The sequence below is a fragment of the Rhodococcus sp. NPDC047139 genome (assembly GCF_040643435.1).
Classification (GTDB): Bacteria; Actinomycetota; Actinomycetes; order Mycobacteriales; family Mycobacteriaceae; genus Rhodococcus.
The window spans coordinates 195,573-218,230 of the sequence record NZ_JBEYUH010000006.1 but is presented as its reverse complement, the minus strand read 5'-3'; the positions used below and the strand labels follow the sequence as shown (position 1 = coordinate 218,230).

Sequence of the window (22,658 nt, the reverse complement as noted above, 5' to 3'; positions counted from 1 at the left end):
CTGGGAGACACCGACGACATGGGCCACTACAAGAGCAACCTCCGCGATCTCGAGTTCAATCTCTTCGAGTTCCTGAAGATTCAGAAGGTCCTCGAAGCCGGCAAGTTCGGCGACATGGACGAGGACACCGCACGCGGCATCCTCGCCGAGGTCAAGGCGCTTACCGAAGGACCGGCGGCGGAGGCGTTCGCCGATACCGACCGCAACCCTCCCGTCTTCGATCCCGAGACCCATTCGGTGTCGATCCCCGAGGGCTTCAAGAAGTCGTTCCGCGCCTGGTGGGACGCCGGTTACTGGTCGATGGGTATCCCCGAGGAAATCGGCGGCACCGAGTCTCCGCAGGCGCTGCTGTGGGCCGTCAACGAGATGATGCTCGGCGCCCAGCCCGCGGCCTTCATGTACGCGGCCGGCCCCGGCTTCGCCGGCGTGCTCTACAAGAACGGCACCGACGAGCAGAAGAAGTGGGCAGCCACCTGCGTCGAGCGCGGCTGGGGAGCCACGATGGTCCTCACCGAGCCCGATGCCGGCTCCGACGTCGGCGCGGGTCGCACCAAGGCGATCAAGCAGGACGACGGCTCCTGGCACATCGAGGGCGTCAAGCGCTTCATCACCTCGGGCGACTCCGACGACCTGTTCGAGAACATCTTCCACCTCGTCCTCGCCCGCCCCGAGGGTGCCGGCCCCGGCACCAAGGGCCTGTCGCTGTTCTTCGTCCCGAAGTTCCACTTCGACTTCGAGAAGAACGAGATGGGCGAGCGCAACGGTGTCTTCGTCACCGGTGTCGAGCACAAGATGGGCATCAAGGCCTCCGCGACCTGCGAGGTCACCTTCGGCGGCCACGGCGTTCCCGCCAAGGGCTGGCTCGTCGGTGAGGTCCACAACGGCATCGCGCAGATGTTCGACGTCATCGAGCACGCTCGCATGATGGTCGGCACCAAGGCCATCGCTACCCTGTCGACCGGCTACCTCAATGCCCTCGCGTACGCCAAGGAGCGCATCCAGGGCGCCGATCTCACCCAGATGTCCGACAAGACCGCTCCGCGCGTGTCGATCATGCGGCACCCGGACGTGCGTCGTTCGCTGGCGATGCAGAAGGCCTACTCCGAGGGTCTGCGCGCCGTCTACCTGTACACGGCCGCGCATCAGGACGACGTCGTCGCCGAGCTGGTTTCGGGCGCCGACGCCGGTCTCGCGCACCGCGTCAACGACCTGCTGCTCCCGGTCGTCAAGGGTTGCGGCTCCGAGCGGGCCTACCAGTACCTGAAGGATTCCCTCCAGACCCTCGGTGGTTCGGGCTTCCTGCAGGACTACCCGATCGAGCAGTACATCCGCGACTCGAAGATCGACTCGCTGTACGAGGGCACCACGGCCATCCAGGCGCAGGACTTCTTCTTCCGCAAGATCGCCCGCGACCGCGGTGTGGCACTCGCCCACGTCGCGGGTGAGATCAAGAAGTTCGTCGAGCGCGACGACGCCGACCAGCGTCTGAAGAAGGAGCGCACGCTCCTGGCCACCGCACTCGACGAGGCGCAGACGATGGTCGCGACGCTCACCCAGTACCTCATGGGTGCGCAGGAGCAGCCCACCGAGCTGTACAAGGTGGGCCTCGGCTCGGTCCGCTTCCTCGAGTCGTTCGGCGACCTGATGATCGGCTGGCTGCTGCTCGAGCACGCCGAGATCGCACTCGCCGCGCTCGATGCCGGCGCCGACGCCTCGGACAAGGCCTTCTACGAGGGCAAGGTCGCAGCCGCGTCCTTCTTCGCCAAGAACGTCCTGCCCGAGCTGAGCGTGTCGCGTCAGATCATCACCGACATCGATCTCGACATCATGGAGCTCGACGAAGCCGCATTCTGATACGCGCGTCGCACCGAAGGCAGTGGCCCCGCCGGTTCTCCGGCGGGGCCACTGCCTTATCCGAACGGTGTGGTGCTCAGAACAGGACGACTCCGCGCAGGTTCCGGCCCTCGTGCATGTCGACGAATCCCTGAGCGATGTCGTCGAGCTTGTAGGTGGTCGTGACCAGCTCGTCGAGCTTCAACGCGCCCGAGGTGTACAGGTCGATCAACCACGGGATGTCGGCGGTCGGCGCGGAAGCGCCGAACAGCGAACCTTGCAGGCGCTTCTGGTAGAGCACCAGTTCCATCGCGCTGATGGGGATACCGAAATCGGTCATCTTCCCGAGACAGGTGACGACGCAGGTTCCCGCCTTACGGATTGCGGAGAAGGCCTGCGCAATGTGCTCCCCCGTCGTCACACCGACGGTGACGATCGCAGAGTCCGCGCCCTGACCGTTGGTGTACGACCGGGCAATCTCCGTCGCGTCCTCCATGCCGGCCACCGCATGGGTTGCTCCGAACCGCAGCGCCTCCTCACGCTTGAACGGCACCGGATCCACCGCGATGATCCGGGCCGCACCGGCGTGCGCGGCCCCCTGGACCGCGTTGATCCCGATCCCACCGATGCCCTGAACGATGACGGTCTGTCCCGGATACACCTCGGCCGAGTTGACCGCCGCTCCCCAGCCGGTGCCGACACCGCAGCCGAGCAGGCACAGTTTGTCCAGCGGAAGATGCTTGTCCACCTTGACGGCCGAGTCCACACTCACCGTCGTGTACTGACTGAAGGTCGACAGCCCGCACGTCTGCGCCACCGGTACTCCGTCGAGGCTCAGCCGGAAGCTCGACGGGACCACAGCTCGGGAACGACTGTTGACAACCTCGGTTGTCAGTAGCACGCTGACCTTTGTGACCATCACCGGCACGTCGACCACCCGGTACATGCGCGATCGCAAGAAGGCGGCGCGCATCACTGCTCCGCTGCGCCCGTTCGCCGGACGAGCACCGGACGCCACTCCCGACGAAGAAGACGCGTTGCGCCGCGCCCTGCTCGAACGCGACGAACCCAGCGCGGAACTCGTGCGAGCCATCCGCCGCGACCGCACCGTCACGCTCGCGCAGTTCCGCACCGCGCTCGCCGAAGGCATCGACGCCGTGCCGCACGCACCTCCTGTGCTCCGGAAGTACTTCGCGATGCTCGAGGAGACCCCCGCCTGGGTCGATCGGGACAAGATCGCCCTCGGCGCGCGCACCCTGCGCAGGGTCGGGTCCGATGTCGGCGACGTCCTCGCCTACGGTTCGCTGCTCGGCGGCTACAACAACTCCGGTCCCCTGCCGGTACTGACGTCGTCCGGACGTCTCACCGGTGAACGCACCCGCCGCCGCATCGCCGAAACCGGGACCTGGTGGAACGCATGCGTCTCCGAGGGTGGACTCGAGCGATTCGGGAAAGGTTTCGAACTCTCGGTTCACGTGCGGCTCATGCATGCCTTCGTCGACTACCACCACGAGCACGACGCCGGGTGGGACACCGAGTTCCGCGGGCTGCCCGTCAACCAGTTCGACCAGGCGGGCACGCTGGGCCTGTTCTCGATCACCTTCCTCCTCCATACCCGCGTGCTGGGCGTGCGGTACACCCGGCGTGAGGCCGAGGCCGTCCTCCACCTGTGGGCCTATGTGGGATGGCTGATGGGTGTCGATCCGAAGTGGCTGCGGTTCGAGGAGCGGGCCGGTCTACGGATGATGTACCAGATCGGGTCGTCGTCCCCGGCCGCCGACGAGAACAGCTACATGCTCGCCGCCTCGCTCGTCGAACTTCCCCTCCACACCCGTTATCCCCGCTTCCAGGCGCTGCGCCGGCGGTACGAATACGAACGCGGACTGTCGCTCGCGACGACCCTGCTCGGCCCGTCCGGAGTCCGCGCTCTGAAGGTTCCGCTGCGCCCGCCCTGGTATCCGGCGGGCCGCTTCGCCGTCAACGTCGCCAAACACCATGTCATCGGCCGTTTCCCGGCCGGGAAGGCGTGGCTGCAGCGACTCGGCGAGAAGCAGTTGCGCGACGCGCAGCTACGCATCCTCGACGGGGAGATCCCCGACGTGGTGCCACTTCCGGAGTGAGAAAACGAGAGGGAGGTTGTGTGCGTGATCCGTTACCGGACCGCACACGACCTCCCCTTCGTCTCGGGATCGTCCGTTACTCCTCGGTCGCGCCCGGCGCGGGCTCTTCGACCGCAGACGACTCGGAGGCGGGCGCCGGCGCGGACGAGGCGGGACTCGACTCGGAAGCACCGGAATCCGAGCCGTCGCCCTCGCCGGAAGGCGCGGGTTCGTCGCGCTTTTCCGGTTCGGGGCTCACGCACTTGACGATCGGAACCGGGTCGTAGCGCACCGTACGCGTGGTGTTCGAGATCTGTGCTCCGGTGCGGGCATCCGTGACGATCCTGGTGTCGGTGACGGTGAAGCCCTGCGCGCCGCTCGACGCGATGCAGGCGGGCCCGGCCGGCAGCGTGATCGTGTTGGGTGAGGTGAAGTTCGTGCGGTTTCCGGTGATCGACTGCACGTCGACCGTCTTCGTCCCCCAAATGCGCACGGTGATGTCCGAGCTGGTGCCGATCGTCTGGATCAGCACACCGGTATCGAAGGGATTGCGGAACTTCAGGTCGATCGCACCGTCGTAGATCGTGGCCTCGCGCGCCGCCGGGTACCGGGAGATGTAGTAGCTGTGCTCGGTGTGCTCGACGTCCTCCATACCGGCGAAGTAGGTCGCGTTGTAGAGGGTGGTCGCGAGCTGACTGATTCCGCCGCCCACGGCCTTGCCGGGTCGTCCGGCCTCGATGATGCCCGATTCGACGTAACCCTGCGCCGCGCCGCGCGGACCCGTGTAGGCGTTGAAGGAGAACGTCTCGCCGGGCTCGACGATGGCGCCGTTGATCTCCTGCGCCGCCAGGCGGATGTTCACACCGGAGGCGTACTCGAACCCACTGGTGGTGAACTCCGAGACCACCTCCTTGATTCCGAGCTTCTCGGCACCTTCCGTGGTGAGTTCCGGTTCGGCCTTCTTGTACACCGCGTCGATGCTGCGGTCGACCTCCTCCTTCAGCAGATCGGGCAGATTCTCGAGGGTGACCGGCCAGTCGACGAGCTCGCCGGCCTTACTTGGGATGATCGTCGGGCGACCGCCGTCGAGGACGATCCGCGCGCTCTCCGGCTCGGTCTCGGACGCGGCCAGCTGCGGCGCGAGGATCCCGATCGCGGCGTCGGTGTTGTACTGGGGGTCGAGCCCACCGGCACCGTCCGGGACGAACGAGAGGACGGCACCCACCGCGTCGCGGGGAAGCACACCGGTGATGCCGTCGGCTCCCCTGACGACCAGATCCTGAGTCACGGCCGGAACCGCGATCTCTGCGAGAGCCCGGTCGAGTCCCTCACGGGTGACGGTGACGTCGACACTCTCGACAGGCAACGACACCTCGCCGAACGGCCACCGCTCGGCGAACACGTCGCCGGCGAGGGCGACATCGAGCCGCTGGCCCGGCTGAGGGGTCACCGGCACAGGTGTGCCCTCCTCGAAGAGGATGTTGCCCTCGCGAGGTTCGTGCGCGGCGGCGACGGCCGCATTCTCGATCGCGGCGGTGAGAGCGGCTTCGTCGCGCGAGGAGACCACACCGACTTCCTCGGTGCCGAAGAAGGACGCCAGCCGCGTGAACGGGTTCAGAGGCTGCGACCCGACCCGGTCGAGCGTCGCGGGCCAGTCGATCCCGATCCCGGCCTGTGACGGCACGATCTGCCCCTCGGTGTCGCCGGCAATGACGTCGACAGGAGTATCGAGACGCGGCGTGAGCTGCTCGTTCAGCGTTGCCTCGGCGTCGTCGAGCGACATGCCGCCGACCTCGATCCCTGCGACGGCGACGCCCCGCGGCACCTTGCCCGACGACAGCGCGAGATCGGCCACGTACAGCACCGTCAGAAACGCGAGGACCCCACCGACGACGAGCGCGATCGTGCGCTTCGGCAGATTCGACCACGGCTTGTTCGGCTCGTCCCCCGAACCGCCCGGTCCGCCCGGTCCGCCCGTGGGCGGTGGGGTGGCCGGCGGCGGACCCTGCGGCGGCGATCCGGCCTGCATCTGCTGGGTCGGCTGATCGCTCTGCGGCCCGTGAGCAGTGGGGGGCATGGCTGTCGTGGCAGGCGGGACAGGACCCGCCGGACTCGGCTGTGCGGGGTCCACCGGACGGGGCTGTCCCGGATTCGCCCGACCGGGCGAGTCCTCACCGGAAGCGCGGAGGATTCGATCGGTGGCGGCGGGAGCGTTTCCCGGCGTCTGCTCCCAGGGCTTCACGATCGGGATGACCGCGGTCGGGGCCTCCGAGGGGTGCACATTCTCGGTCGGGGTCTCGTCCGCGTTCACGCTCTCGGTCGGGGTCTCGTCTGCGTTCACGCTCTCGGTTGCGGCCTCGTTCACGTTCCCACCGGATGCCTCCGTCGCGGCACCGGGTTCGGTCGCACCGCTGGTCTCCGGCACGGTCACACCGCTCGCCTCCGGCACGGTCACACCGCTCGCCTCCGGCACGGTCACACCGCTCGCCTCCGGCACGGTCACACCGCTCGTCTCCGGCACGGTCACACCGCTCGTCTCCGGCACGGTCACACCGCTCGTCTCCGGCTCGGCACCACCGCGACGGTCCGGATCGGTCACCTCACGAGACGGATCAACCGCTTCGAAACGCGCGGTAGGAGCCGACGCGCTGTCATCCGCACGATCGGATTCCATCGACCGACCGGGATGCTCGCTCCGAGCGTCCTCATTTTCGTGATGGGAGTCGTCGGTCCTGTTACTGCCGCTCACCCAGTTCCCTTCGCAAGCTTGGCACGCCCTCGATTTGCGCGCCGACTACCTGCTTTCCAGGGTAGTGCCCCGGTTCGAAGCGGCTGCGTCCGGAATGGCGAAGACCCCGCGTTGCTACCAGGTCGGGGGTCAGGCAGCAGCGCGGGGTCGATGGGTCTATCGCTGTGGATCGGCGAATGTTACACACCGATCGAAATTCTTTTTCCGCCCGAGTACAGGGCGCGTGATCAGGCCTCCAGAATCGCGGTCACGCCCTGTCCACCCGCGGCGCAGATGGAGATCAGGCCGCGCACCGGCTTGCCGGTCTCCTGCTTCTTCTCATGCAGCATCTTCGCCAGTGATGCGACGATTCGCCCACCGGTCGCGGCGAACGGATGACCGGCGGCCAGCGACGAGCCGTTGACGTTGAGCTTGCTGCGATCGATCGATCCCAGCGGTGCGTCGAGACCGAGCTTGCCCTTGCAGTACTCCTCCGACTCGAACGCCTGGAGAGTTGCGAGCACCACGGACGCGAACGCCTCGTGGATCTCGTAGAAGTCGAAATCCTGCAGGGTCAGGCCGTTACGCTTCAGCAGGCGCGGAATGGCGTAGGTGGGGGCCATGAGCAGCCCGTCGCCTCCGTGGATGTAATCGACCGCAGCCGTCTCCGAATCCACGAGATAGGCGAGCACGGGCAGCTTGCGATCGGCAGCCCACTCCTCGCTCGACAGCAGAGCAGCCGACGCGCCGTCGGTGAGCGGCGTGGAGTTGCCCGCGGTCATGGTGGCCTCGCCGAGCTTGTTTCCGAAGACCGGCTTCAGCGTCGCCAGCTTCTCGACCGACGAATCGGGCCGCAGGTTGTCGTCGCGGGTCAGGCCAAGGAACGGGGTGACCAGGTCGTCGAAGAATCCGCGGTCGTAGGCCGCGGCCATATTGTGATGGCTCGCGACAGCCAGTTCGTCCTGGGCCTCGCGAGCGATACCGAATTCCTTCGCGGTGATCGCGGCGTGCTCGCCCATCGACAGACCGGTGCGCGGTTCGCCATTGCGGGGGATCTCGATGCCCAGCATCGAGGGGCGGACGTTGCCGAGCAGCTTGACCCGATCGGCGGTGGACCGGGCTCGGTTCAGGGACAGCAGGAACTCGCGCAGCTGGTTGCTCACCGCTATCGGGGCGTCCGAGGTGGTGTCGACGCCGCCGCCGATGCCCGCTTCGATCCGTCCGGCGGCGATGGCGTCGCCGACCGCGATGATCGACTGCAGGCCCGTGCCACATGCCTGCTGGAGGTCCCAGGCCGGGGTGTAGGGGCTCAGTGCGCTGCCGAGCACGCACTCCCGCATGAGGTTGAAGTCGCGACTGTGTTTGAGAACCGCACCGCCGACCACGGCGCCGAGCCGCTCACCCTGGAGGTTGAAGCGACCGACCAGGCCGTCGAGGGTCGCGGTGAACATGTCCTGGTTCGAGGCACGCGCGTACTTGCGGTCGGAGCGGGCGAAGGGGATCCGGTTGCCTCCGAGAACTGCGACACGTCGCTGCTGCGTGGAACGGGCTTTGGTGGTCACTGGTGTCTCCCGGTTTTCGGACGGATTCGAATTCTGGCTACTATTCTTACTCACGGGTAAGTTGTTGTCGAACACGCGTGCTGTCGAACACTGCACCGACGACCGAATCGAAGAAGGTGGAATCGTGGCCGAAGCCAAGGGCGCACCCAAGCTCTACGCCCAGCTCATCTCGTCCGCACCCGGAGCGTTCCTCGCCAAGCAGTTCGGCCTGCCGCAGCCCGAGAAGCTCCGCCGCTACCAGCCCGGCGAGCCTGCGCTCCCCGGCCCCGTACTTCTCGGCGGTAACGGCCGCCTGATCGAACCGATCCGCAACCTCCTGAGCGACTACACGTTCGCCGAGCCGTCCGACACGAAGTTCGGCGCTCTCGTGTTCGACGCTACCGGTATCACCGAGCCCGCGGGCCTCGAACAGCTCTTCACTTTCTTCCAGCCCGCCCTGCGCAATCTCGCCCCGAGCGGCCGCGTCGTCGTGTTGGGCACCACACCCGAAGAGGCCGGATCCGTCGACGAGCGCATCGCCCAGCGCGCTCTCGAAGGCTTCACCCGCAGTGTCGGCAAGGAACTGCGTCGCGGCGCCACGGTCCAGCTCGTCTACGTCTCCCCCAAGGCTGCTACCGGCCTGTCCGGCGTCGAGTCGACCCTGCGCTTCCTGCTCTCGGCGAAGTCCGCCTTCGTCGACGCCCAGGTGATCCGTATCGGTGAGGGTGACGCCACCGCCCCCGAATCCTGGGACCGTCCGCTCGCCGGGAAGGTCGCGGTCGTCACCGGCGCGGCCCGAGGCATCGGCGCGACGATCGCCGAGGTGCTCGCACGCGACGGCGCGACGGTCGTCGCAGCCGATGTGCCCGCAGCCGGCGACGCCCTGGCCGAGACGGCCAACAAGGTCGGCGGCACGGCATTCGCCCTCGACGTGACGGCACCCGACGCCGGCGACAAGCTCGCCGCCCACCTGCTCGAGCGTCACGGTGGGGCCGACATCATCGTCCACAACGCCGGCATCACCCGCGACAAGCTGCTCGTGAACATGGACGCCGCTCGCTGGAACGCAGTGATGGCCGTCAACCTCATCGCCCCGCAGAAGATCACCGAGGTACTGGTCGAGAAGGGCGCGCTGAAGGAAGGCGGCCGTGTGATCGACGTGTCGTCGATCGCGGGCATTGCCGGTAACCGCGGCCAGACCAACTACGGTGCGTCCAAGGCCGGCGTCATCGGCCTCGTCCAGGCGACCAGCGAGGTGCTCGCCGACAAGAAGATCACCGTCAACGCCGTCGCTCCCGGGTTCATCGAGACCGCCATGACGGCCGCGATCCCTGTCGGCACCCGTGAGGCCGGCCGGCTGATGAGCTCGCTGCAGCAGGGCGGCGAGACCGTCGATGTGGCCGAGACCGTCGCATGGTTCGCGAACCCCGCGTCGAGCGCCGTGACCGGGCAGGTCGTGCGTGTGTGCGGCCAGTCCATGCTGGGGGCCTAGATGGCACGGATCGAACTGCCCTCGCTGCCGTCGACCTTCGACATCTACAGCCGCGCCGTGCTCGGGGCGCTGCCGGTGGTCGGCGCCTCGGGCGACGAACTGCCCGACGACACTCTCGTACTGCGGTCACTGAAGGTCGATCCCGACAATCTTGCCGAGTACACCAAGGTGTGCGGTCTGCGTTTCGGCGACACTCTGCCGCTGACCTATCCGTTCATCCTCACCTTCCCGCTCGTGATGAAACTGATGGTGTCCAAGGGCTTTCCGTTCGCCGCCGTGGGGTCCGTCCACGCCGAGAACGTGATCGAGCAGTTCCGGCCCATCTCGGTCACCGAACCGCTCGACCTCGTGGTGCACGCGGAGAACATGCGCGAACACCGCAAGGGTCTGCTCGTCGATCTCGTCAGCGAGGTCAACGTCGGGCGCGAACTCGTGTGGCGGCAGACATCGACCTTCCTGCACCAGCAGCGCACGTCGCTGTCGGGAGAGCCCAGGAAGGAACCGAAGGAAGAGGAGATCCCAGCGGTCCCCACCTCCACCCTGCGAGTGGATCAGAAAGTCATCGACCGCTACGCCGCGGTCTCCGGTGACCGCAACCCGATCCACGTCTCGACATTGGGCGCCAAGGCATTCGGATTCCCGAAGACCATCGCCCACGGCATGTGGAGTGCGGCGGCGACACTGTCTGCCGTCGAAGGCCGCATCCCCGGCAAGGTCACCTATGCGGTGCGCTTCGGTAAGCCGGTGCTGTTGCCGTCGTCGCTGAACCTCTACGCGAAGCACGTCGCGGACGGCTGGGATCTCGCGCTGCGGCACCCGAAAAAGCAGTACCCACATCTGACGGCCACGCTGCGTTAGAACGGGGAACTCCGGAACTTCGGGCGGGGCGGGACGCGATGGGGGCGTTCCGCCCCGCCCGAATCGCTCTGGCGGGCAGGGGCGATCAGTGCGGCTGTTCGGAGCGCTTGCGACCGGCGAGTCCGCGCCACGCAAGATTCTCGAGCAGATCCGCGGCCTGCTGTACGTCGATCTCACCACCGGCGATGCGGTCGGCGACAGCCTCACCGGCGCCGACGAGCGCGACAGCCATGATGGTGAAGTTCGTACCGGGTTCGGGATCGCGCGTACTCGATTCGAGCAGATGCGCGGTGAGTTCGATCAGGCGGTCGCGGCTGCCCTGCACCTGAGGCGCGAAGGCCTGTTGAGACAGCGCCTGACGGTAGAGGACCATCCACGAAGGCCGGTGCTGGTCGACGAAACCGAGGAACGACTCCAGCGCGACACGCAGTTGCTCGCGCGGCGCAAGATTCGGGGCCCCGGCCGGTGTCAACGCTTCGACGAAGCGCTGACCCTCGCGGGCGATGCATGCGGCGAACAGTTCGTCCTTCGAGCCGTAGTACAGATAGAGCATCGGTTTCGAAATCGACGCCCGCGCCGCGATCGCATCCATGGACGTGTTGTGAAAGCCGTTCTCGGAGAACACGTCGACGGCGGCGTCCAGCATCTGTTGCTCGCGCACCGCACGCGGCAATCGCTTGGTTCCGCCCGCCATGACTCCTCCCGGCATTCTCGAATCGAGTTCTTACTCTACGGTAGGAAACCCGTCGCCGAGGCACTGCCACGAATTCAGCAGTCCAGGCCACCCTTCGCGCGTGTCACCGTCCGCACCGACTCGTCGACCCATTCGGCCGAGAGGGTGCCTTCCGCGACGACCTGCTCGAGATGGTCGAGCACAGCGGGAACCTCGGCCGTGGTCAGCCACAGCGCCTGGTTCACGCCAGCCACCATCGCCGCCTCCACAGCCTCGGTGATGTCGTAGGTGTCGGTGATCGCCCGCATCCCCGACAGGTCGTCGGTGAAGATCACGCCGTCGAAGGCAGGGCCGCCGTAAGCACCCGAGCGGAGCAGGTCCACCGCTGCCGGGCTGATACTCGCCGGAAGTCCGCCGGTCAGTCCCGGCACGTCGAGGTGACCGAGCATGACGCCCACCTCGGGCGAGACCAGACTGCGATAGGGCACGAGGTCGATCTGCTGGAGTTGCCCGATCGGCGGGGTGGTCACCGCACCGGTGTGCGAATCCCCCGATGCCGAACCGTGCCCCGGAAAGTGCTTGAGCACGGGCATGATCCCCGCGTCGAGCAGTCCCCGCGCGTACGCCCCGGCGTACTCGGTGACGATCGCGGGATCGTCGGAGAACGAGCGGTCGCCGATGACCGAGTCGTCGGGCTGGCTGCTCACGTCCACATCCGGAGCGAAGTCGACCGTGATGCCCAGCGACTTCAGTTCCTGCCCGCGCTCGAACGCCATCCGGTAGGTCTCGTCGACCGTCATCGTCTGCGCCGTCACCCGCGCGGACGGATCGGGCCCGAACAGCGCACCCACGCGGGACACACGCCCGCCCTCCTCGTCGATGGTGACCATCAACGGCAACTCACTCTTCGCCGCGACCTGCGGCACGAGACGGTCTGTGAGCATCGAAGCGTCGGTCCAGCTGCCGATGAAGATCCCGCCGATCTGCTCGGCCTCGATGATCGCCTGCGCATCGGCGGCACCGGTGACCCCCACATTGAGCAGCTGAGCGAGCTTCTGTCGCAGGGTCAGCCGGGCGAGCAGATCGTCGCCGCAGATGCCCGAGGTCGCGGTCGCAGTCGCATCCGTCGTGGTCGTGGTGGTCGCGGTGGCAGTGGACGAGCCGGGGGTCGAACTCGCCGGGGTCGTCGTATCGCCGCTCCCCGAGTCCGAGGAGGCGCACCCCGCGGTGGCGAGGACGACCGTGAGCACGGCAGCGACAGAATGACGGATCCGCATGCCGCCGACGGTAGCGGACGGGCCGCGACCACCCACAGTTCGAACCTCCCCGACAGGCGTCCTGGCAGGTTAAGGTGCACCCGAACATCCGAATCCGATCCAGGGGGTGCGCGGTGGGCGCAGATCTGATCCTCATCGCATACGACGGTTCCGAGAACTCCAAGCGTGCCGTGCGGTACGCGGGCCGCTTCCTCGAATCCTGCCGCGCCGTCGTCGTCACCGCCTGGGAACCGATGGTTCGGCAGGCTGCCCGTATGTCCGGTCTGTCCGGTGTCATGCAACCCGACTGGGTGCCCGACGAGGACAGCGAGGACGTCGCGTTGTCCGACGCCCGGACGACCAACGACGAAGGACTCGAACTGGCTCGCTCGGTGGGCCTGTCCGCCGAGGGCCGCACCGTCGAGGTCGTGAACGCGGTGTGGTCGGCGATCATCGAGGCGGCCGACGAGCTGGACGTCGACATCATCGTCACCGGTACCCGCGGCACGACCGGCCTGCGCTCGCTGCTGCAGTCGTCCGTGGCCGACCATGTGCTCCGGCACAGTCACCGGCCGGTCCTGATCGTGCCTCCCGGGCGCTGAGGCCCACCCCCGGTCACCCCGGTCTTCGGCAAGGGCGGGGGCAAGCAGGGATATTGTCGATCCACCATGGACGGATTCCTGCTCTCGCGCGCCGAACGTACGGTTCACGCCACCGGCACCCGCCGGTTCTTCGACGACGTCCACTCCGCCACACGAGCCCTCCGCAGCGGCAAGGCGACGCTCGTCGTCGGTGCACTGCCGTTCTCACCGCACCGTCCGATGGCCCTCGCGCAGCCCGAGAAGGTCGAGATCACCGACGGGCCGTGGCAGATCCCGCCCGGCCTGCCGAGTCTTCCCTCGGTGCGCCTGTCCGCCGAACTGCCGCTGCCCCGCGTGCATGTCGAGCGGGTGCGACGACTCGTCGAGCAACTGTCTCTCGGAGAGATGGAGAAGGTAGTCGCTGCGCGGCGGATCGCGCTCGAGGCCGACGAGCCTCTCGACCCTCTCGCCCTCGCAGCCCGCATGATCGAACGTCACCCCGAGGCGGCGACGTACGCGCTGGACCTGAGTGCGGCCGGTGAACGCTACTGGGGTCACACGCTGGTCGGCGCGAGTCCCGAACGGCTCGTCAGCCGCCACGGCAGCACCGTCACGTGCTGCCCCCTCGCCGGCACGGCAGCACGCCGTGCCGATCCGGAGGAGGATCGCCGTGCAGGTGAGGAATTGCTGGCGTCGAGCAAGAACCTCGCCGAGCACGTCTACGTCGTCGATTGGATCCGCTCACGTCTGGCGCCGTTGTGCAGCGAGCTCGAGATCCCCGAGAAACCCGAGCTCACCAAGACGCCCGATGTCTGGCACCTCGCCACCCCGATCACCGGCACACTGCGCGACCCCGACACCGATGCCCTGACTCTCGCGCACCTCCTCCACCCCACACCGGCAGTGGCCGGTACTCCCACCGAGGCCGCGCTCGACCTGATCTCCAGGGTCGAGGGCGACCGGCGCTTCTACGGTGGCGCGGTGGGCTGGTGCGACGAGGCGGGGGACGGCGACTGGTTCGTCGCCATCCGGTGCGCGGAGCTGAGCTCCGACGGCCGGCGTGCGGTCGCGTGGGCCGGAGGTGGCATCGTGGCCGACTCCGACCCCCTCACCGAACTGGACGAGACGAGCGCGAAACTACGGACGCTGCTCGGCGCACTGTCCGTGTAGACCACCTCGGTGTGCGCGGAGATCGGGCCGAGGGCTCGTGCCGTCCGCCGGGCACTCCCGGGGTGATAGTTTGGCGCGGACCGATAGACAGCGTGGCGTCCGGAGATGACGACGTGCGTCACTGGAGATGGGGAGACGGAATGGGGAAGTTCCTGGGACCGGGCCTGGGTAGCGTGGTCGTCGGTGCCGTGCTCGGCGCCGTAGCGGTCTTCGGCGTGACGGCCGCCGTGCAGGAGGACTCGCGCCCTCAGATCGATCGCAGTGGCAACGCCGATTCGTCCCTCCTGAACCAGGTTGAGTACGGCAGCCGCTGACGGCGGCCGCAACGCTTCGAGTTCACGCACGTACCGAGGCGGGACGGACCTCCCGTCCGCCGAACCACTGTCCCGGCGGTGGCTGTACGCAGTCACCGCAGTGGCAGTGGTCCTGTCGTTCGCCCAGGTTCCCGGCCTGGTCGTCGCCGACACCAAGTACGACCTGACCCAGAACCCGATCGGCTTCCTCACACGCGCCGCTCACCAATGGAGCAGTGTGGCGCCGCTCGGGCAGGTACAGAACCAGGCGTACGGCTACTTCTTCCCGCACGGCTCGTTCTTCGCCGTGGGACAACTACTGCACATTCCCCCGTGGATCACCCAGCGGGTGTGGTGGGTGCTGCTGCTCGTCGCCGGATTCTGGGGCATCGTCCGGCTCGCCGAAGCGCTCGGAGTCGGAAACCGCGGCTCCCGCCTGATCGCGGCGACGGTGTTCGCACTGTCTCCGCGCGTACTCACGACACTCGGTTCCATCTCGTCGGAAGCCCATCCGATGCTTCTGGCGCCGTGGGTGCTGCTCCCGCTCGTGCGGTATCTGGGCACACCGAACCCCGGCTCACCGCGCCGGCTCGCCGCACGGTCCGCCGCCGCGGTGGCCCTCATGGGTGCGATCAACGCCGTCGCGACCGCGTCCGCGTGCCTGGTCGCGGCCCTGTGGTGGGCGGCGCACCGTCCGAATCGCCGCTGGTGGCAGTTCACCCTGTGGTGGCTTCCGCTGTGCATCGTGGCGGTCACCTGGTGGATGGTGCCCCTGCTGCTGCTCGGCCGCGTCAGCCCCCCGTTCCTCGACTTCATCGAATCCTCCGGCGTGACCACCGAGTGGACCTCACTCGCCGAGGTCCTGCGCGGCACCAGTAGCTGGACTCCCTTCGTCTCGCCCGAACGAATCGCGGGTGCCGTCCTCGTCACGCAACCGGCTGCGGTCCTCGTCACAGGTGCCCTCGCCGCCGCCGGGCTCGCCGGGCTCGCGATGCGGTCGATGCCCGGACGCGGTCGCCTCACCCTGATCCTGATGGTGGGTCTCGTGGGTATGGGAGTCGGCTACGTCGGCGGGCTCGACTCGCCGTTCGCCGAGCAGGTCCGGTTGTTCCTCGACTCCACCGGTGCGCCACTGCGCAATGTGCACAAGCTCGAGCCGCTCGTGCGTCTGCCGCTCGTGCTCGGACTCGCCCACCTGCTCCGCGCCGTGCCCCTGCCCGGCTCGGTGCCGTGGTCGCGGGCCCGGAACGCCTTCGCCCACCCCGAGCGTGACCCGATGGTCGCGGTAACGACGCTGATCGTCGTCGCTGCGACGCTCGCGACGTCGCTCGCGTGGACAGGCCGGCTCGCCCCGCGCGGCGCGTACGACGAGGTACCCGGCCACTGGCACGCCGCGGCGGCCTGGCTCGAAGACAACACGAGCGAGCGCGGCGAACGGGCCCTGATCGTTCCGGGAGCACCTTTCGGCAGCCAACTGTGGGGGCTCACCCGCGACGAACCGCTGCAGGCTCTCGCATCGACGCCGTGGGCTGTACGCGATGCGGTGCCGCTCGTCCCGCCCGGCGCGATCCGAGCGCTCGACGCCGTGCAACGCGACATCGCCGACGGCCGTCCCTCGGACGGTCTCGCCGCGACCCTGCGCGGCCAGGGCATCGGCTACCTGGTGGTACGCAACGACCTCGACCCCGACACCTCTCCGGCCACGCGACCCGCCCTCGTCCATCGCGCGCTCGACGGGTCGCCGGGCATCGAGAAGGTCGCCGAATTCGGCGACGACATCGTCTTCGAGAACCCCGAGGACTTCGTCACCGACGCCGACCTGCGGCCGGTCTATCCTGCCGTGGAGATCTACCGGGTCACCGAGCCCACCGCGGCGCCCGTCGGCCCCTATGCGGTGGATGTCGCCGACGTGCCGGTCGTGCAGGGTGGCCCGGAGTCGCTGCTGCCTCGTAACACCTCGCAGCCCGCTTTCATCGGTCCCACCCTGCTCGCAGCCGACGCGGCGCGCGCCGGTGTTCCCGTCGACGCGGTGACGATCACCGACACCCCGACAGATCGCGAGACCGACTACGGGCAGGTCGATCACCATTCGTCGGCGATCCGCGCGGCCGACGATCCGCGCCGGACCCACAATTCGGTCGCCGACTATCCGGTGCCGGACACCGAACTGGTCCGTGCCGAATGGGAGGGCGCCCGCATCAGCGTGTCGAGTGCAGCGTCGGATGCCACCCAGCTCGGCGGTACGTCGGTGACGAGCAGTCCGGCTGCGGTGATCGACGGCGACCCGACGACCGGCTGGCACAGCAACGGTCTCGAATCGGCGATCGGACAGTGGCTGCAACTCGACCTCGATCGGCCGATCGAAGCGGGTCTGCTGCACCTGACGACGAGTCCCGGGGCCCTCGGCGATCCCGTCGAGTGGCTCGAGGTGAGCACCGAGCGCGGCAGCACGGCCGTGCGCGTCGACGAGCCGGGACGCGAACAGACCGTCGCGCTGCCGCTCGGCAGTACCTCGTGGATCCGCATCACGTCCGTGCACACCGAACGAGGCACCGTCGGCAACCAGTTCGGTCTCACCGAGGTGTCCGTCGACGATTTCACCGACCGGAACAACCCGCGGCCGATCGACATCCGCCGCCGCATCGTGGTGCCCGGCCCGGACGGGAACGTGCCGGTGCACGGCTGGCAACTCGGGCAGGAGTTCCCGGGCCGCGGCAGCTGCGTCGACACCGGCGACCGTGTGCGTTGCGCGCGTGGGCTGGCCATCTCCGCAGAAGAGCCCGGCGCGTTCACCCGCACCCTGACCGTGCCGGAGGAGACCCGGGTCCGGCCTCAGCTGTACCTGCGTGCGCGGCCGGGGCCGGCCCTCGAGAACCTCGTGGACCGCTCCGACCGGGTGGTGGCACGCGGCGACGCCCATGTCGTGGACCTGCAAGGATCGGCGTTCGCCCTCACCGACGGCGACCCGCGGACGTCCTGGACGGCCACGGAGGACTCGCTCGAACCCGGTGCCCCCCGGCCGTCGCTCACGCTGGAACTGCCCACTGCCCGGCGAGTGACCGGACTGGACATCGAGACGGCCCTGGGGGCACTGCCGGTCGCGCCGGCGGCGGTCGCGGTGAATCTGGGCAACGGACCGCAGGTACGTGAACTCGACGGCGACGACACGGTCGTAGATCTGGCCCCGCACGTCACGGATCGAATCGAACTCACGGTCGTCCGCTGGCGCGACACCCTCGACCGCACCGTGCTCGGCTTCTCGAAGCTGACGCCGCCCGGACTCGCGGAGGTCACCGTGCTCGGCGACGACGGGCCCGTCGGAACACAGCGATCCGTCTACGACGAGACGGTGACGGTCGGCTGCGAAACCGGGCCGGTCGTCGACATCGGCGGGCGGAACTACCGCACCTCCGTCACCGCGAGCGTCGCCGACCTCGCAGCGGGGAGGGAAGTTCCCGCGACGCTGTGCGACAGCGATGTCGTCGGAATCGACCCGGGACGGGTCGACATCGACATTCGTCCCGGCCCGGCCTTCGTCGTCTCGAGCCTGCAACTCGCGGTGCCGGGTTCCGAGGCACCCACCCCGGAACCCACCGAACTGCAAAAGGGCCGCTGGACGGAGAACCTCCGGGAAGTGACGGTTCCGGAAGGAGACGAGGATCGGCTCGTGGTGGTGCCCGAGAGCACCAACGTCGGCTGGGTCGCACGCACTCCCGACGGCGCCGAGGCCACACCCGTCGTCGTGGACGGCTGGCAGCAGGGCTGGATCGTGCCGGCCGGTCCGGAACAGGTGCTGACGCTCGAGTTCGCGACCGACCGCTGGTATCGGCTCGGAATCTTCGGTGGGCTGCTGTTGCTGCTCCCGTTGTTCGCTGCGGCGCTGTGGCCGCAACGTCGTCGCGACGATGCGGACCCCGGACCGATGCCGCGCACCTGGCGTTCGCCGACGATCGCGCTGGCCGGTGTGCTGGTCGCCGCGGTGGTCCTCGCAGGGGTGGTCGGCGCGGTCGTCGTTGCCGTCGGCGCGGCGGGGATCGGCGCGATCGCGCTACGTCGCAATCCGGCGCTCGCATCACGCATCCTCGTCGTCATCGCAGGCGGCGCGACCATGCTGGCGATGGCGCTGTTGTCCACCGGGCCGTGGCGGTCACCCGAGGGATATATCGGGCATTCGGCGCTGATTCAGTTCGCGGCGCTCGTCGGGGTGGTCGCGGTCGGCCTGGCGGCGGTGCCGCGCCGGGCCCTCTCCCAGCGATGGAAGGCCGCCCGCGACGGTTCCTCGACGAGCGCGTAGCTGACCGAGGCCACAGCCAGGCTCAGCACGGTCGTCACCGCGAGCACGAACCAGAAGTGACCTGCGAACGCCGGGATCCCGAACACGGGAAAGATGATCGACAGCACCGCGAGATGCCAGATGAACAGGCCGTACGACCAGCGCCCGATCGCCAGCGCGACCGGGCTCGCCAGAATGCGGTGATTCTCGCGTGGCGCGAGGGTCAGGGGAGCGAGCAGCGCGAAGCTCATGATCGCGCCCAGTGCGATCTTGGCGAAGTACTCCGCCGGCGCGAGATCGGTGAGAGTTTCGGATCCCCCCAGCGGGGTCGCCGCAGCCGCGAAAGCGACGACGGCGACCGTTCCCATCGCCACACGTCGCCTCGCGAGCCTGTGCACCCAGATCTCGGGTCCGGTGGCGAGTTCGGCGAGGATCATGCCCGCCGCGAACCACGGCAGGAAACCCGGAAGCCAGTTGGTGTGGTTGATGTGCTCCGGCGTGTCCACCGGAACCCACGCCCACAGCAGCGACAAGCCGCTCACCGCGAGCATGAGCGGGATGCGGAAGCGCGCCGCGCCGCCGCGCAGACCGCTCACCGCCACCGCGAGCAACGGCAGCACGAGATAGAACGCGACCTCCACCGACAGACTCCACATCTGGGTGAGACCGTCGGTGAGAGTGAGTGGGATGAAGACCTGCACGAGCGTGAGATTGGCCCACCACACCGTGGCGCCTCCCCCTGCACCGGGGAGCAGCCACAACACCAGGATCACAACGGTCCAGTAGGCGGGCAGGATGCGGGTCGCGCGGGAGAGGAAATAGCGGGCCGTCGACGGGCTCGGACCGAGTCCGCGGGCCGCTGCGGCGTGCGGGCGCCACAACAGGAAACCCGACAGGGCGAAGAACAGAGCGACGGCGAGGTCGAATCGCGCCCACACCCGTCCGATCAGCGGGTCGTGAACTGCTCCGGTCTGGAACGCGACGTGGGTGATCACCACGCCCATCGCGGCAAAGCCGCGCATTCCCTCGAGGGCCGGAAGGAATCCGCTCACGCGGTGGTTCCGGTCGGTGCTGGTGGTCATCGGCAACCAGTGTGCCGTGTCACCGCCGCCGCGGACAGAGCAGGATCACGTCGAAGAAGACGATCCCGGCAGGTAATGAAGATCGACTTCGGATCCTTCCCAGCGGTGAGCGGGCGCGCATATCGCCATACCGGGCTGTTAGTGTCTGAGCTCACGTGGTGTTCGCGGGCCGGATGCCAGACGATCCGTGCAGCCGCCCTGCTGCCGGTGGGGGTACTCGATGACGACCGTTGAGTGAGGAGAAAGCATGGCTGAGCGTTCGAGCTCCGGCCGGATACTGGCAATGATTCTGGTGGGCCTCGGGGCCTTCCTCCTGGTGATCGCAATCCTCGTACCGACGTACACGGTGGGGCAGCTGAAGAAGACGCCGCTCGATCTCGAGGTGACGACGGTCGCCGAGGGCACGGGCGACATCCTCAATTCTCGCCAGCTCCTCGCCGGTAACGCGCAGGTCGATCGCGACGTCCCGATCGTCGCCCAGCGCTTCGTCACCGTCGAGGATCCGTCGGACGCGGACACCATGACGCTGCAGGCCGGCCAGACCGTGCGACGACTCGACATGCAGGGTGATACGGGCCTCGTATCGGCCATCATCGACCGGGTCACGATCGACCGCGAGACGTCCATGCCCATCTCGAAGGACGACAATCCCGACCGGGTGAGCACCGTCCAGGTGAACGCCGACGCGCCGCCGGTGGAGATCGAGGTCCGTGAGGGCCTCCAGTACAAGTTCCCCTTCGACGTCAAGCAGGAGTCGTACCCCTACTACGACATCAATGCGCGCCAGACCTTCCCCATCGACTTCGTCGGCGAGGAAGAGATCAACGGCATGGCGGTCTATCACTTCCGTCAGGAGATCGGCCCGATCGACCTGTCGAAGGCCGACCGTGAGGTCCCGACCTACAAGCTGAGCCTGCCCGCCTCCACGTGGGGTGTCGGTGAGGGCGACGAGCCCATCACCATGACCCGCTGGTACAACAACACCCGCGACCTGTGGGTCGACCCGATCACAGGTGTCGTCGTCAAGGGCCAGGAGCAGCAGGACCAGTACTACGCACGCCAGGCCGACAGGCCCGAAGTGACGGTCCTGAACGTGACGCTCCCCTTCGACGAGGAAACCATCGAGTACCAGATCGGCCAGGCCAAGGACGGCCAGGACACCCTCGCCCTGTTCGGCCGCACCCTGCCGATCATCCTTGGCATCCTCGGAGCCATCCTGCTGATCGCCGGCTTCGTGCTCGGTCTGCGCGGTGGCGGCACCCGCCGCCCGGCCACGGCGTCGGACGGCCCGGCTCCGGAAGGCCCGGCCACGACCACCGTCGGCCCGGCTCATTCCGCCGAAACGCAGCACGACTACACCGACGATCGCACCGAGGTCATCCCCCGTCAGACGGATCCGAACGAGCAGCAGCGCGACTGGACGACCGATCGGACGCAGGAGATTCCCCGCACCGATCTACGGAAGCCTCCTACACAGGAGTGATCGTCCGGTAGACGCCCGCACCGCCCCTCACCGATCCCGGTGGGGGGCGGTTCCGTCTGTGGACGGGACCGTTGCGGAAGCGCCCCGTACCGCGAGTATCGCGACCACCGCGGCCGTCACGGCGGCCACGCAGACAGCAACGGCGACGAACTGCCGCAGCGTCGACGCCACCGTGAACATCAGCACTGCCTCGACACAGAGACCCACCCACGCGACGAGAGCGAGATGAGTGCGCTCTCCGGCGATAGCCGACAGCAATGCGCCCTGGAGCACGGCGAGGCACGCGCCCTGCAGGGCGAACAGCCACAGCAGCGACTGCACCGGCTCGTACGCGTCGCCGACCAGTCTCGGCACGATCGGCGCACACACCGCCGCCCCGCCCACGAGCACCACCCCGATCGCGACGAGGACGGTGAGGGCAGCACGCACCGCAGCCGCCGACTGGGCCGGATTCGCCATTCGCGGATAGAGCACCACACCGACCGCCTGAGGCAACCAGAAGGCGACCTTCGTCGCCACCGCCCCCAGTGCGTAGAGACCGGCGGAATCGGGGTCGAGAAGCATGCGTGCAAGCAGCAGGTCGAGTGAGGTGAGCGCGATCAGAGCCAACTGCACCTGGGAGGCGCGCAGCACCGATCCCGCGCTCGGGACCGGATCCTGTCTGCCACCGGTCGCACGACCGACCAGCGCGCCCGCTGCCAGCGCGATCGCCCCCGTCCCGATCGCACCGGCGAACAACGCCGCTCCGGGACCGCCTCCGACGGCGAGCACCGCGACGGCCGGAACCACCTTCGCGATGCCTGCGGCGGCCAGAACGACGCTGAGCGCCGCGAACCTGCCCCTGCCCTGCAACAGGCCCTGTTCGGCGGCGAGCAGCACGAGCAGCGGGGCGGTGACGAGCGATCCGAAGGCTCCCCCGACACTCGTATCGAGCGCCCACGCCACGACGGGCACCAGAATCATCGCGACGACGAAGGCGAGTGCGGCACACCGGTAGCCGAGGCGACGCAACGCTGCGGCGCCGGTGCCGTGGACAGCTTCCCGGGCGACGACGGTCTGCAGCGCCAGCGCCGGCACCGCGAGGACGAGCTGCGCGGCGAGCAGACTCGCGAACTCCCCGTAGCCGGCGGGGCCGAGCCATCGCCCGGCGGGCAGGTGCAGCAGATAGGACGCGAGATTCGCGGTCATCGCACCGACCGTCACCAGCGTCATCCCCGCGACGGCGGTCCCCGTTGCCGCACTACCCGTGGTTTCGGAGCCCACCGACTCGGGTCGGGGTGTTCGCGGCATCCGCCC

The 22,658-nt window shown here is 68.2% G+C and carries 15 protein-coding genes and 1 pseudogene; 9 read left to right on the top strand and 7 right to left on the bottom strand.

Features of this window, described 5'->3' with window-relative positions; all coding sequences use genetic code 11:
- The first annotated feature begins 18 nt into the window (after window positions 1-18).
- Complete coding sequence (locus ABZ789_RS10125) at window positions 19-1,854, top strand: acyl-CoA dehydrogenase (protein WP_358422751.1); 1,836 nt, start codon at window positions 19-21, stop codon at window positions 1,852-1,854.
- Between the two features lie 76 nt (window positions 1,855-1,930).
- Here the strand turns inward: ABZ789_RS10125 and ABZ789_RS10120 are convergent.
- Window positions 1,931-2,686, bottom strand: a pseudogene (locus ABZ789_RS10120) (zinc-binding dehydrogenase); the annotation flags it as partial.
- Window positions 2,687-2,744: 58 nt separating this feature from the next.
- On the opposite strand from ABZ789_RS10120, the gene ABZ789_RS10115 reads away from it, so the two are divergent.
- Window positions 2,745-3,953: an oxygenase MpaB family protein gene (locus tag ABZ789_RS10115; protein WP_358422748.1), complete on the top strand. Its 1,209-nt coding sequence runs from the start codon at window positions 2,745-2,747 to the stop codon at window positions 3,951-3,953.
- 76 nt (window positions 3,954-4,029) lie between these two features.
- On the opposite strand, the gene ABZ789_RS10110 is transcribed toward ABZ789_RS10115, so the two are convergent.
- Both ABZ789_RS10110 and ABZ789_RS10105 read right to left on the bottom strand, forming a co-directional pair.
- Complete coding sequence (locus tag ABZ789_RS10110; RefSeq protein ID WP_358422745.1) at window positions 4,030-6,681, bottom strand: VanW family protein; 2,652 nt, start codon at window positions 6,679-6,681, stop codon at window positions 4,030-4,032.
- A 227-nt stretch (window positions 6,682-6,908) separates the two neighbouring features.
- Entirely contained in the window at window positions 6,909-8,222 is a 1,314-nt protein-coding gene (locus ABZ789_RS10105) for an acetyl-CoA C-acetyltransferase (RefSeq protein ID WP_358422742.1), read from the bottom strand.
- A gap of 124 nt (window positions 8,223-8,346) precedes the next feature.
- Here ABZ789_RS10105 and ABZ789_RS10100 point away from each other — a divergent pair, with 124 nt between their 5' ends.
- Complete coding sequence (locus ABZ789_RS10100) at window positions 8,347-9,693, top strand: 3-oxoacyl-ACP reductase (protein ID WP_358422739.1); 1,347 nt, start codon at window positions 8,347-8,349, stop codon at window positions 9,691-9,693.
- Window positions 9,694-10,551 (top strand): MaoC/PaaZ C-terminal domain-containing protein, encoded by an 858-nt coding sequence (locus ABZ789_RS10095; protein ID WP_358422736.1) that lies wholly within the window; start codon window positions 9,694-9,696, stop codon window positions 10,549-10,551.
- Window positions 10,552-10,636: 85 nt separating this feature from the next.
- On the opposite strand, the gene ABZ789_RS10090 is transcribed toward ABZ789_RS10095, so the two are convergent.
- Together ABZ789_RS10090 and ABZ789_RS10085 are read right to left on the bottom strand one after the other, a co-directional pair.
- A complete protein-coding gene (locus ABZ789_RS10090) occupies window positions 10,637-11,245 on the bottom strand; it encodes a TetR/AcrR family transcriptional regulator (RefSeq protein ID WP_358422733.1) in 609 nt (202 codons plus the stop codon).
- Window positions 11,246-11,319: 74 nt separating this feature from the next.
- Complete coding sequence (locus ABZ789_RS10085; protein ID WP_358422730.1) at window positions 11,320-12,501, bottom strand: glycoside hydrolase family 3 N-terminal domain-containing protein; 1,182 nt, start codon at window positions 12,499-12,501, stop codon at window positions 11,320-11,322.
- A gap of 113 nt (window positions 12,502-12,614) precedes the next feature.
- Here ABZ789_RS10085 and ABZ789_RS10080 point away from each other — a divergent pair, with 113 nt between their 5' ends.
- From ABZ789_RS10080 to ABZ789_RS10065, 4 genes are all read left to right on the top strand, one after another.
- A complete protein-coding gene (locus tag ABZ789_RS10080) occupies window positions 12,615-13,082 on the top strand; it encodes a universal stress protein (protein ID WP_358422727.1) in 468 nt (155 codons plus the stop codon).
- Between the two features lie 66 nt (window positions 13,083-13,148).
- A complete protein-coding gene (locus tag ABZ789_RS10075; protein ID WP_358422724.1) occupies window positions 13,149-14,231 on the top strand; it encodes an isochorismate synthase in 1,083 nt (360 codons plus the stop codon).
- 140 nt (window positions 14,232-14,371) lie between these two features.
- The gene (locus ABZ789_RS10070; RefSeq protein WP_358422721.1) at window positions 14,372-14,545 is read left to right on the top strand and encodes a DUF2613 domain-containing protein; all 174 of its coding nucleotides are present in this window, start codon (window positions 14,372-14,374) and stop codon (window positions 14,543-14,545) included.
- The gene (locus tag ABZ789_RS10065; protein ID WP_358422718.1) at window positions 14,526-18,818 is read left to right on the top strand and encodes an alpha-(1->3)-arabinofuranosyltransferase; all 4,293 of its coding nucleotides are present in this window, start codon (window positions 14,526-14,528) and stop codon (window positions 18,816-18,818) included. Before ABZ789_RS10070 ends, ABZ789_RS10065 begins: the two co-directional genes overlap by 20 nt.
- Here the strand turns inward: ABZ789_RS10065 and ABZ789_RS10060 are convergent.
- Window positions 18,707-19,879 carry an acyltransferase gene (locus tag ABZ789_RS10060; protein ID WP_358422715.1) on the bottom strand — a complete coding sequence of 391 codons (1,173 nt, stop codon included), beginning with the start codon at window positions 19,877-19,879 and terminating at the stop codon, window positions 18,707-18,709. The genes ABZ789_RS10065 and ABZ789_RS10060 overlap by 112 nt on opposite strands.
- Window positions 19,880-20,126: 247 nt before the next feature.
- On the opposite strand from ABZ789_RS10060, the gene ABZ789_RS10055 reads away from it, so the two are divergent.
- Window positions 20,127-21,362, top strand: a complete 1,236-nt coding sequence (locus tag ABZ789_RS10055; RefSeq protein ID WP_358422713.1) for a DUF3068 domain-containing protein — start codon at window positions 20,127-20,129, stop codon at window positions 21,360-21,362.
- Between the two features lie 27 nt (window positions 21,363-21,389).
- Here the strand turns inward: ABZ789_RS10055 and ABZ789_RS10050 are convergent, their stop codons facing one another.
- Window positions 21,390-22,550: a polysaccharide biosynthesis protein gene (locus ABZ789_RS10050; protein ID WP_358423145.1), complete on the bottom strand. Its 1,161-nt coding sequence runs from the start codon at window positions 22,548-22,550 to the stop codon at window positions 21,390-21,392.
- Window positions 22,551-22,658: the final 108 nt, after the last annotated feature.